This is a genomic window from Tenacibaculum aestuariivivum (genome assembly GCF_964507685.1).
Taxonomy (GTDB): domain Bacteria; phylum Bacteroidota; class Bacteroidia; order Flavobacteriales; family Flavobacteriaceae; genus Polaribacter; species Polaribacter aestuariivivum.
Window position 1 is genome coordinate 1,683,034 of the sequence record NZ_OZ208414.1, and the last position, 12,038, is coordinate 1,695,071.

Below are 12,038 nucleotides of genomic sequence, written 5' to 3' on the forward strand. Positions count from 1 at the left end.
ATTGGGAAGCAAAAATAAACTGAAACGTTTCAAAGAAAATGAAACGTTTGCAAACGTACTTCAACCTACGAGAGAAGAAGTAATAGGTGATTTTCCTTTAAAAGGAAAATGGAATACATTTTTTAAAAACAACAACCCTATTGTTTTAGAACTAGGTTGTGGTAAAGGAGAGTATACCATTGCCTTAGCAGAAAAAAATCCGAATAAAAATTTTATTGGTATTGATATTAAAGGAGCTCGTTTTTGGCGCGGTGCTAAAACTGCAATTGAAAATGACATGCAAAATGTTGCCTTTATTAGAACACAAATAGAATTAGTAGCTAATATTTTTGCAGAAAATGAAGTTGATGAAATTTGGATAACTTTTCCAGATCCACAAATAAAATATCAACGGACAAAACATAGAATGACAAATACATCATTCTTAAAAAAATATCACCACATTTTAAAAGAAGATGGTATCATGAATCTAAAAACCGATAGCGAGTTTATGCACGGTTATACTTTAGGTTTAATACATGGTGAAGGGCATGAAATTTTACATGCAAATCATAATGTTTATGTAAATGAAGGAGCTCCTGAAGAAGTAACTTCTACGCAAACTTTTTACGAAAAACAATATTTAGAAAAAGGAAAACCAATTACTTACATCCGTTTCAAGTTAAAATATTAACTTTACTGAGTGAGTAATAATCAAAAATTTTTCGAAAGAGTGTACGAAGTGTCAAGGTTAATTCCATACGGAAGAGTAACCAGTTATGGCGCAATTGCAAGGTATTTAGGAGCAGCTCGATCTGCACGAATGGTAGGTTGGGCAATGAATAACTCACATACCAAAAATGTTCCTGCACATCGAGTTGTAAATCGAATCGGTTTACTTACAGGAAAACAACACTTTGAAGGAACAAATCTGATGCAACAACTATTAGAAAGTGAAGGAATAGTTGTTGTTGAAAATCAAATACAAAATTTCGAAACCGTCTTTTGGAATCCTATTGATGAGTTGTAGCATTATTTTTCTTCTTTTTTTGAATATTACTGTTGATAATTCTCTTTTATCAGTATAAAAATCAGTAAATATTCAACTCGCAGATACTTTTTGAAATGTAAAACAGCATTATTTTATTATTAATTAGCGTTATTAACCTGTTTATTTGATTTTAGCTATTCTTATAACAAAACCGTTCAAAATTGATTCTCTTATCTTACTATAAATAAACACAATATAAACGCTTTATTTTCTGAGTGCTAAAATGTATCTTTGTAACTTAGAATCAATTAAATTGAATACTCTAATGAGTTTTAAAAAACAAGATATTTACAAGGCGTTAGAAACTATAACAGCACCAGGAGAAGGTAAAAGTTTAGTTGAAAGCGAAAACATAAAAAACGTAGTTACTTTTGGTAAAGAAGTAATTGTTGATGTAACCATTTCAAACCCATCTTTACAAGCTAAAAAAAAGGTAGAAGTAGAAATAACTAAAGCAATTCATACCAATGTTGATGATAGTATTGACGTAAAAGTAAATGTGAAAGTTGAGGTTGTTCAAAAAGAAAATCCAAATCAAATTAAAGGAAAAGAAATTCCTAATATTAAAAATATTGTAGCAATAGCATCAGGAAAAGGAGGTGTAGGAAAATCTACAATTACCTCTAATATGGCAGTTTCTTTAGCTAAAATGGGCTTTAAAGTAGGTGTGTTAGATGCTGATGTTTACGGGCCATCACAACATTTAATGTTTGATGTAGAAAAAGAAAAACCTTTAGCTGTAAAGGTAGATGGACGTTCTAAAATGAAACCTGTTGAAAATTATGGTGTAAAATTATTATCATTAGGATTTTTTACAGACCCAAATCAAGCTGTAATTTGGCGTGGACCAATGGCTTCAAAAGCTTTAAATCAATTAATTTTTGACGCAGATTGGGGAGAATTAGATTTCTTATTAATTGATTTACCTCCAGGAACAGGAGATATACATTTATCAATAGTACAAGCTGTGCCTATTAGCGGAGCAGTAGTTGTAAGTACACCTCAAAATATTGCTTTAGCAGATGCTAAAAAAGGAGTAGCAATGTTTCAGCAAGAAAGTATAAATGTACCCGTTTTAGGTATTGTTGAAAATATGGCGTATTTTACCCCTGCTGAATTACCAGGTAATAAATATTATATTTTTGGTGAAGGTGGAGCTAAAAACTTAGCAGCCGATATTGAAACAAGTTTCTTAGGTGAAATACCATTAGTACAAAGTATTCGTGAAGCAGGAGATGTGGGGCATCCAGTAGCTTTACAAGAAAATACTCCCTTAGCAAGCGCATTTACAGAGGTAACTAAACAAATGGTTTCTCAATTATTAAAAAGAAATGCTAACTTACCTGCTACCGAAGTAGTACGTATTACAACTATGAGTGGTTGTAGTACAAAATAATAAAAAAGTATGACAGCAACAGAAATAAAAAGTAACGTAGAAAAAGCCTTAGAAGAAATTCGTCCTTTTTTAGTAAGTGATGGCGGTAATATTAAGTTATTATCTATTGAAAACAATATTGTAAAAGTTCAGTTAGAAGGAGCCTGTAGTGGCTGTTCTGTAAATCAAATGACCTTAAAAAACGGTGTTGAGGCAACTATAAAAAAATATGCGCCATTAATTAAAGAAGTAATTAATGTAGCTTAGAAACTGATTTTTATCATTTTTAAAATAGTATATACATGTTATTTTTGGGCGTTCGAGCGTGCTTTTGCTACTCGCTTTTTTAAAATAGAAAAATATTTTAAAAAGAGCTCAAACAAACCGCTCAATCACTAACGCAAGCAATATATTTCCAAAAAAAAGACCTCACTAATTTTAAAAAACTAGTGAGGTCTAAATAACTAAAAAATGATACAAACAGATATATTAATTATAGGAGCAGGCCCAACAGGTTTATTTACCGTATTTGAAGCAGGATTATTAAAATTACGTTGTCATTTAATTGATGCCTTACCGCAACAAGGTGGGCAATGTTCAGAAATTTATCCTAAAAAACCTATTTACGATATACCAGCATATCCAGAAATTTTAGCAGGTGATTTAACAGATAAATTAATGGAACAAATTAAGCAGTTTGAACCAGGTTTTACCTTAGGAGAACGTGCTGATACATTAGAAAAACAAGCAAATGGTAGCTTTATTGTAACCACCAATAAAGGAACAAAGCACCAAGCACCAATTGTAGCAATTGCAGGAGGTTTAGGAAGTTTTGAACCAAGAAAACCACCAATTCCTAGTATTTTAGACTATGAAGATAAAGGAGTTGAGTATATGATAAAAGAACCTGAATTATATCGAAATAAAAATGTAGTAATTGCAGGCGGTGGCGATTCTGCTTTAGACTGGTCTATTTTTTTAACAGACATAGCAAAATCAGTAACCTTAGTACATCGTAGAAACGAATTCCGTGGAGCCTTAGATTCTGTAGATAAAGTACAAGAATTAAAAGATGCAGGAAAAATAAACTTAGTAACACCAGCAGAAGTTAAAGGAATTGTAGGTGAAACTAAACTTGAGGGGGTTGTAATTACTGAAAAAAATAAAGAAGAATACACTTTAAAATGTGATCACTTTATACCTTTATTTGGGTTGTCACCAAAATTAGGGCCTATTGGAAATTGGGGATTAGAGATTGAAAAAAATGCTATTAAAGTTAATAATTCTTTAGATTATCAAACCAACATACCAGGTGTTTATGCTATTGGAGATGTAAATACGTATCCGGGGAAATTAAAATTAATTTTATGCGGATTTCATGAGGCAACGTTAATGTGTCAAAGTGCATTTCAACGAATATATCCTGATAAAAAATATGTAATGAAATATACCACGGTTGGAGGGGTAGATGGTTTTGATGGTACTCGTAAAGAAGCTCCCAAGGCCGTTGTTAAAAAAATAGAATAAGCTTATAAAGTATATAGCGAAATTACTATAAGATAAACTCTTGTATTTTGCTTCGCCTATGTTTTTATATGTATGTTGTTTGAATATCAATTAGCAAAAGAAAGGGTCCAAAAAAATCATTATTAATAATGATTTTTTTGGTAATAATTGAGTTTATACCTAAGGTTTTAGTATTTGCTGTATTTTTTTATCTGTATCAAATAAGTCCTTTTAAAGATGTTGTTCAACGCCAATGGTGGGCTTGGATTTTATTATTATTTGCTGATGATATTTCTTGCTATTGGTTTCATCGTTTAAACCATGAGGTATGTTCATTTTGTGCAGGTCATATACCAAATTATTTATCAATATATATGAATTTAGGAACAGTATTACGCCAAGGTGTAGGCGAACGAGTTCATAAATTCTTTTTTTGGATATGGATTCCGTTATTAGGTTTCGATCCATTAATGATGTTTACAATAAAGGGAGTTAGTTTAATTTATCAATTTTTTGTACACACAGAATTGATTAATAAATTACCAAAATCAATAGAATTTATATTCAATACACCATCACATCACAGAGTATATCATGCTTCAAATATTCGATATTTAGATTGTAATCATGCAGGTATTTTAATTATTTGGGATCGCTTATTTGGAACTTTTTCAGAAGAGTTAAAAGAAGTTTAAAAACCTGTCTATGGGTTAACCGTAAATATTGAAACATCAAATCCTATAAAAGTTGCTACGCATGAATATAGCGCAATTTGGAAAGATGTTAAACGAGCTAATAAGCTTTCAGATAAGTTAAATTATATATTTAATTCACCTGGTTGGTCACACGATGGCGAAGATCATCGCGCGAAAATGTTACGTAAAAAAATGAATTTGTAAAAATGGATAATCAAGATATAACTATAAAAATAACCGATAGAGAAGGTGTATTACACGAAGTTGTTGCTCCAACAGATATGGCAATGAATTTAATGGAAGTTATTCGTTCTTACGAGTTGGCTCCAGAAGGAACAATTGGTATATGTGGTGGAATGGCAATGTGTGCTTCTTGTCAGTGCTATGTTAAATCAGTACATGAATTGCCAGAAATGGGTGATGATGAAGACGCTATGTTAGCCGAAGCATTTTATGTAAAAGATAATAGTCGTTTAAGTTGTCAGCTACCAATAAAGTCTGAAATGGATGGTTTAGAAATTGAATTAGCTCCTGAAAGTTAAAAATAAAATAGATGTCTACACAAGTATTTAGTCCAGAAGAAATAGTGTATCAAACATTAAATTCGAGTGTTAAAAAAGTTAAAAAACCATTTTTAATAAGTGTTTTATTAGGGCTGTTAGCGGGGTCTTTTATAGGGCTAGGTGCTTTATTTTATACTATTGTTAAATCTGACGAAACTTATAGTTTTGCGACCAAACAACTTTTAGGAGGTTTTGTATTTTCTTTAGGTTTAATACTTGTTGTAATAGCGGGAGCTGAATTGTTTACAGGTAATAATTTAATAGCAATTGCTTGGGCTGAAAAAAAAGTTTCAACTAAACAAATGATGCGTAATTGGGGTATTATTTTTTTTAGTAATATGCTTGGTGCTGTAAGCTTAGCAGTTATGGTTTATTTTTCAGGACATCTTAATATGAATAAAGGAGCAATAGCCGAAACTTATTTAAAAATGGCGGATGCAAAATGTGCTTTACCTTTTATGACGGCATTTTTTAGAGGAATATTATGTAATATTTTAGTGTGTCTTGGTGTTTGGATGGCAATGGGAGGAAAAACAATTACAGATAAAATACTAGCTATTATTTTTCCAATCACTTTATTTGTAGCAGCGGGTTTTGAGCATAGTATTGCAAATTTATTTATTATTCCACTAGGATTATTTATTAAAACTTTTGGAGATGTTCAAATTAGCACCCCATTTTTAAATATTTCAGGAATGGTAAATAATCTTATTCCCGTTATTTTAGGAAATATTATAGGCGGAAGTGTATTAGTAGGTTTAATGTATCATTTTATTTTTCTAAGAAACAAAAATATTACTTCGTAGATTTTTATTACAATATACATTTTTGTTTGATCTATTTATATATGAAATAATGATTGTTATAGCTATAAAAATATTTGATTTTAAATTTGTTATATTTGTTAGAAGGCTCTAATAATTTACCGATATGCATTGGCAAGATCTTCTAGCACATTTAAAATATATGATAAAACGCAAACCTGAATAACTGTTTTATGTAGTAATTAAAGAGTTTAAAATATTTTTAGTTTCATTTTAATTATTTCAAATGCCATTTTATCATAAATTAGGAAAAATACCTCCAAAACGCCATACACAATTTCGTAAAGAAGATGGAACTTTGTATTATGAGCAATTATTTGGTACTATTGGCTTTGACGGTATGTATACCAATTCATATCACGAATACAGGCCAACAATGGTAAAAGAAATTTGTAATCAGTATTCAGTAAAACCAAAAATAGCCAAGGCAAATAATATTCAATCGTATCGCTTTCGTGGATTTCAAGTACCGCCAGAAAATGATTATCTAGAAAGTAGAAAAATCGTTTTAACAAATTCAGATTGTAATATTATTTTAGCTGCTCCAAAAACATCAACAAAAGAATATTTTTATAAAAATACCGATGCCGATGAGGTAATTTTTATCCATAAAGGAACAGGTAAATTACGTACCATGTTAGGGAATATCAATTTTAAATATGGCGATTATTTAGTAATTCCAAGAGGTATTATTTACAAGCTAGATTTTGATGATGAAAACAACAGACTTTTTATTGTTGAATCTTATTCGCCTGTTTACACGCCTAAACGATACCGAAATCATTTTGGACAATTATTAGAGCACGCCCCATTTTGTGAGCGAGATTTAAGAAGACCAGAAGAATTAGAAACTTATAATGAATTAGGCGATTTCTTAATCAAAGTAAAAAAACAAGGCGAAATTATAGAAATGATTTACGCTTCACATCCTTTTGATGTGGTTGGATATGATGGTTATAATTTTCCGTACGCTTTTTCAATTCATGATTTTGAACCAATAACTGGGCGTATTCATCAACCGCCGCCAGTGCATCAAACTTTTGAAACCAATGCCTTTGTAATTTGCAGTTTTGTGCCTCGTTTGTACGATTATCATCCAAACGCAATTCCTGCGCCTTACAATCATAGTAATATTGATTCTGATGAGGTTTTGTATTATGTTGATGGCGATTTTATGAGCAGAAACGATATTGACCAAGGACATATTTCCTTGCATCCTTCAGGAATTCCCCACGGACCACATCCAGGTGCTACTGAAAGAAGTATCGGACACACAGAAACCGAAGAATTAGCCGTTATGGTAGATACTTTTAAACCTTTAAAAATTACCGAAGAAGCAATGAAAATTGCTGATGAAAATTATTATAAATCGTGGTTAGAATAATAAAATCAGATTTATTAAAATAATTATTAGAAGCTAATCCTGCTTTCACTACTCGCTTTTTTTTGAAAAAAAATCAAAAAAAGAGCTCAAACAAACCGTTCAATCAGGGCTAAACTAATTTACCAAGTTTAGTATTCTTTTAATAATTTATATAAAAACATAATAATCTATTAAAAATAAAAGATTTCCTAGGTTTTTAAAACCTGTGAAGTCTATAAAACATAAAGAATGAGTAAAAAAGAAGTAACATCAGTAAACTACGGTTTAGAAAAAATATTTGAAGGAGCACAAGATTTTTTACCACTTTTAGGAACAGATTACGTAGAGTTTTATGTTGGAAATGCAAAACAAGCGGCACATTTTTATAAAACTGCTTTTGGGTTTCAGTCACATGCTTATAAAGGCTTAGAAACAGGCTCGAAAGATTCTGTAAGTTATGTATTAAAACAAGATAAGATTCGTTTAATATTAACATCACCATTAAATAGTAAATCACCAATAAACGATCATATAGTAAAACATGGCGATGGTGTAAAATTTATAGCACTTTGGGTGGAAGATGCAAGAAAATCTTATGAAGAAACCATTAAAAGAGGAGCAAAATCATATTTAGAGCCAACTATTGAAAATGATGAACACGGAGAAGTAATTCGTGCAGGTATTTACACTTATGGCGAAACAGTTCATATATTTGTAGAACGAAAAAATTATAAAGGCGTATTTTTGCCAGGATTCGTAGAATGGAAGTCAGATTATAACCCTCCAAGTGCTGGTTTAAAATATATTGACCACATGGTTGGTAATGTTGGTTGGAATCAAATGGATGTTTGGGTAAAATGGTACGAAGACGTTATGGGGTTTGTAAATTTTTTATCCTTTGATGATAAGCAAATTCATACCGAATATTCTGCTTTAATGAGTAAAGTAATGAGTAACGGAAATGGGCGAATTAAATTTCCTATTAACGAACCAGCAAAGGCAGCAAAACGTTCACAAATTGAAGAATATTTAGATTTTTACGAAGGCGAAGGTGTACAGCATATTGCAGTTGCTACCGATGATATTATAAAAACAGTATCACAATTAAAAGCAAACGGAATAGAATTTTTACCACCGCCACCACAAGCATATTATGATGGGATTCCTGAGCGTTTAGGAGAACATATGAGTATGATGAAAGAAGATATTTCTAAATTACAAGAATTATCAATAATGATTGATGCAGATGAAGAAGGCTATTTATTACAAATTTTCACAAAACCAGTTGAAGACCGTCCAACGTTATTTTTTGAAATAATTCAACGAATGGGAGCTCGTGGTTTTGGAGCAGGTAATTTTAAAGCCTTATTCGAATCAATAGAAAGAGAACAATTAAAAAGAGGAACTTTATAATTATAAATAGTAATTATAAGATAAATAAATTACCATTTTAATAAGTACATGTACTTATTAAAATGGTAATTTTAATAATAATTTTTATATAAAATATAAAAATGGATAAAGAAGCGCTTTTAATAGCAATAGAAGATAAATACAAAAAATTAGGTGTTCCGTTAGAAACAATGTTAGAAGGATTACTTCATAGTACACCAATAACTTATTGGGATTATATTCAAACAGATGCTTTATTAGGATTACAAATACCTAGAACAACAGAAAAAGATGAAATGGTTTTTATCATGTATCATCAAGTAAATGAATTATTGTTTAAAATGGTTTTGTGGGAAATTGATCAAATTTCACTTAGTGAAGAAGCTATTACTGCTGAAAAATTCTCAAAACACTTAATGCGTATTAGTAGATATTTTGATATGTTGTGTAGTTCTTTTACCGTTATGCAAGATGGTATGGATGTAGAGCAGTATTTGAAATTCCGTAACACTTTGGCTCCTGCAAGTGGTTTTCAGAGCGCTCAATATCGTAAAATAGAATTTGCATCTACTGAGCTTATTAATTTAATAGATGTACGTTATAGAGACTCTATTGATAGAGCATCTTCGCTTAAAAATGCCTATGACCATTTGTATTGGCAAGCAGCAGGTGTAAATCATAAAACAGGAAAAAAATCAATTTTAATTAAATTATTTGAGAAAAAATATATGGGTGATTTTATTGATTTTATGGAAGATTACAATGATTGTAATTTGTCAAAAAAATTTCAAGAATTACCTAAAGAGGTTCAAAATAATGAAGATTTAATTAACGCAATGCGTCATTATGATTATACTGTAAATATAAAGTGGGTAATGGCACATTATAATGCTGCAAGTAAGTATTTGGGGGGTGGTGATAAAGATTTAGCGGCTACCGGAGGTAGTAGTTGGCGTAAATATATGCACCCTAAATATCAGCGAAGAATATTTTTTCCTTATTTATGGAGTCAAGAAGAATTAAAAAACTGGGGTGTTTTTTAATTTCAAAATAAAATAAAAAAAGACTGTTAGAATTTTAAATTCAAATAGTCTTTTTTTATTTTGGAACAATATTTGTCTATAATATTATTATAAGTTTGAATATCATGAAGAAACAACTATTTTTTATTTCCGTATTATTCTTTACCTTAATTACTTTTGGACAAGAAAAAAGCGTCACATTTAAAGATGGTGAGTGGCTAAAGTTTAAAATGAGTTATAGTGGTTTTTTAAAAGCAGGTAACGCTACTTTGTCATTAAAAGAAGAAAGTTTAAAAGGTAAAAAGGTATTTCATGCTACAGGTAAAGGTTGGACTACAGGCATGATTAAATGGTTTTTTAAGGTCAATGACAATTATCAATCATATTTTGATAAAGTGTCAGGGAAACCATATTTATTTAGAAGACAAATAGATGAAGGTGGGCATAAAAAAAATAAAAGAATAGCTTTTAATCAACAAAAAAACACAGCATATATTCAAGATTTTATCAAGCAAAAAGATACTATAGTTTCTGCAGTAAATGTGCAGGATATGATTTCTACTTTTTATTATTTAAGAAGCTATGATACTAAAAATATGCAGGTTGGAGAAGAAATAAATGTAGATATGTTTTTTGATAATAAAAGTTATCCGTTTAAATTACGTTTTTTAGGAAATGAAACGGTAAAAACAAAATTCGGAAAAGTTAAAACCCAAAAATTTAGGCCAATAGTACAAGCGGGTAGAGTGTTCAAGGCACAAGAGAGCGTTACTATTTGGATAAGTGCAGATCAAAATAAAATACCTGTAAAAATAAAAGCATCTTTATCTGTAGGTTCTTTAAGAGCAGAACTAGACGCTTATAAAGGTTTAGCAAATCCTTTTAACGTTTTTTAAATTAAAACTTAATAAGTTGTTTACTTATTGTTAAAGTACAATAATCAATAATTATTATTTGTATTTTTGCAAGCAAACTTAATTTTAAACAACTTTTTTTGAAAAAATACAGTCTCCTCCTTTTTACTTTTTGTTTATTTTTTTCTTGTAAAAAAGAAGAGAAATCAATTATAAAAAAACCAATACAAATTGAAAAGCCAAAACCGGTATATGCATATGGTTTTAATCTAGATGATTTCAAAATGATTAATGATACTATAAAAAGTGGAGAAAGCTTTGGTGTTATTTTAGATCGTCATCATGTTATGTACCCTAAAATTAATGAAATAGCAACAACAATTAAAGATACTTTTGATGTTAGGCGTATTCGTTCAGGAAAAAAATATACAGTACTTACTTCTAAAGATACTTTACAAAAAGCACGTATTTTTATATATAAGCATAATAATGTAGATGCTACTATTATTGATTTTAATGATTCTATAATATCTGCTTACAGGGTTAGAGAAAAAATAAAAACGATAGAAAAAGAGGTTGCTGGAGAAATTTCATCAAGTTTATCTGTAACTATGGATAGCTTAGGTTTAAAAGCAACATTAACTAATTCAGTTGCCGATATTTATGCATGGACACTTGACTTTTATAGGTTGCAAAAAGGAGATAAATTTAAGTTAATTTATGAAGAAAAATATATAAAAGACACTGTGTTTGTTGGTTACGGAGCAGTAAAAGCTGCGGTATTTAACCATAAAGGTGAAAATTTATATGCTTATAAATTTGTAGGAGATTCCATAAATAAAATTCCGGAGTTTTATAACGAAAATGGCGAAATGTTACGTAGAGCATTTTTAAAATCGCCAATAAAATTTCAATATCGAATTTCGTCACGTTATAATTTAAGAAGAAAAATTGCACTTTATGGAAGGGTTCGCCCACACAAAGGAACAGATTTTGCAGCAAAATATGGAACACCAATAATGACTACTGCAAGTGGAACCGTTATAGAATCAGCAAGAAGAGGAGGTAATGGAAATTATGTAAAAGTTAAACATAATAGTACCTATACAACACAATACCTACATATGAAACGACGTAATGTACGAGTAGGAGATTATGTAAAACAAGGTGCTATTATTGGTTATGTAGGCATGACTGGAAACACGAGTGGTCCACATGTATGCTATCGATTTTGGAAATATGGTAAGCAAGTAGACCCTTTTAGAGAAAAGCTTCCTTCTGCTGAACCTTTAGATCCTAAAATTAAACCAAAGTTTTTTGAATTTATAAAACCATTAAAAAAGCAATTAGACAGTATACAGTTTCCTAAAAGAGCTCCGATTTTTAGTTCAATAATCGAAAAATAATTATTAAT

Annotated in this window: 13 protein-coding genes; all 13 read left to right on the forward strand. The window is 30.3% G+C overall.

Annotated features, from left to right (window positions below; genetic code table 11):
* Window position 1 precedes the first annotated feature (1 nt).
* The 13 genes from trmB to ACN5J4_RS07495 all read left to right on the forward strand — a co-directional run bounded on the left by trmB (window position 2) and on the right by ACN5J4_RS07495 (window position 12,030).
* Entirely contained in the window at window positions 2-673 is a 672-nt protein-coding gene (gene trmB / locus ACN5J4_RS07435) for a tRNA (guanosine(46)-N7)-methyltransferase TrmB (protein WP_418649381.1), read from the forward strand.
* 9 nt (window positions 674-682) lie between these two features.
* Window positions 683-1,009, forward strand: coding sequence for an MGMT family protein (locus ACN5J4_RS07440; RefSeq protein ID WP_418649382.1), 327 nt, complete (start codon window positions 683-685; stop codon window positions 1,007-1,009).
* A gap of 286 nt (window positions 1,010-1,295) precedes the next feature.
* Window positions 1,296-2,426, forward strand: coding sequence for a P-loop NTPase (locus ACN5J4_RS07445; RefSeq protein ID WP_418649383.1), 1,131 nt, complete (start codon window positions 1,296-1,298; stop codon window positions 2,424-2,426).
* A gap of 9 nt (window positions 2,427-2,435) precedes the next feature.
* Complete coding sequence (locus ACN5J4_RS07450) at window positions 2,436-2,672, forward strand: NifU family protein (protein ID WP_418649384.1); 237 nt, start codon at window positions 2,436-2,438, stop codon at window positions 2,670-2,672.
* 204 nt (window positions 2,673-2,876) lie between these two features.
* The gene (locus ACN5J4_RS07455) at window positions 2,877-3,932 is read left to right on the forward strand and encodes an NAD(P)/FAD-dependent oxidoreductase (protein WP_418649385.1); all 1,056 of its coding nucleotides are present in this window, start codon (window positions 2,877-2,879) and stop codon (window positions 3,930-3,932) included.
* A 128-nt stretch (window positions 3,933-4,060) separates the two neighbouring features.
* Window positions 4,061-4,606, forward strand: coding sequence for a sterol desaturase family protein (locus ACN5J4_RS07460; protein WP_418649386.1), 546 nt, complete (start codon window positions 4,061-4,063; stop codon window positions 4,604-4,606).
* A gap of 206 nt (window positions 4,607-4,812) precedes the next feature.
* Window positions 4,813-5,148: a ferredoxin gene (locus ACN5J4_RS07465; protein WP_418649387.1), complete on the forward strand. Its 336-nt coding sequence runs from the start codon at window positions 4,813-4,815 to the stop codon at window positions 5,146-5,148.
* An 11-nt stretch (window positions 5,149-5,159) separates the two neighbouring features.
* On the forward strand, window positions 5,160-5,975 hold the full coding sequence (locus tag ACN5J4_RS07470; protein ID WP_418649388.1) for a formate/nitrite transporter family protein: 816 nt from the start codon (window positions 5,160-5,162) through the stop codon (window positions 5,973-5,975).
* Window positions 5,976-6,219: 244 nt separating this feature from the next.
* Window positions 6,220-7,377: a homogentisate 1,2-dioxygenase gene (locus tag ACN5J4_RS07475; RefSeq protein WP_418649389.1), complete on the forward strand. Its 1,158-nt coding sequence runs from the start codon at window positions 6,220-6,222 to the stop codon at window positions 7,375-7,377.
* Window positions 7,378-7,605: 228 nt separating this feature from the next.
* Window positions 7,606-8,769, forward strand: coding sequence for a 4-hydroxyphenylpyruvate dioxygenase (hppD, locus tag ACN5J4_RS07480; RefSeq protein WP_418649390.1), 1,164 nt, complete (start codon window positions 7,606-7,608; stop codon window positions 8,767-8,769).
* 101 nt (window positions 8,770-8,870) lie between these two features.
* Complete coding sequence (locus ACN5J4_RS07485) at window positions 8,871-9,791, forward strand: tryptophan 2,3-dioxygenase family protein (protein ID WP_418649391.1); 921 nt, start codon at window positions 8,871-8,873, stop codon at window positions 9,789-9,791.
* 104 nt (window positions 9,792-9,895) lie between these two features.
* On the forward strand, window positions 9,896-10,666 hold the full coding sequence (locus tag ACN5J4_RS07490; RefSeq protein WP_418649392.1) for a DUF3108 domain-containing protein: 771 nt from the start codon (window positions 9,896-9,898) through the stop codon (window positions 10,664-10,666).
* A 98-nt stretch (window positions 10,667-10,764) separates the two neighbouring features.
* Window positions 10,765-12,030, forward strand: a complete 1,266-nt coding sequence (locus tag ACN5J4_RS07495; protein WP_418649393.1) for a peptidoglycan DD-metalloendopeptidase family protein — start codon at window positions 10,765-10,767, stop codon at window positions 12,028-12,030.
* Window positions 12,031-12,038 lie beyond the last annotated feature (8 nt).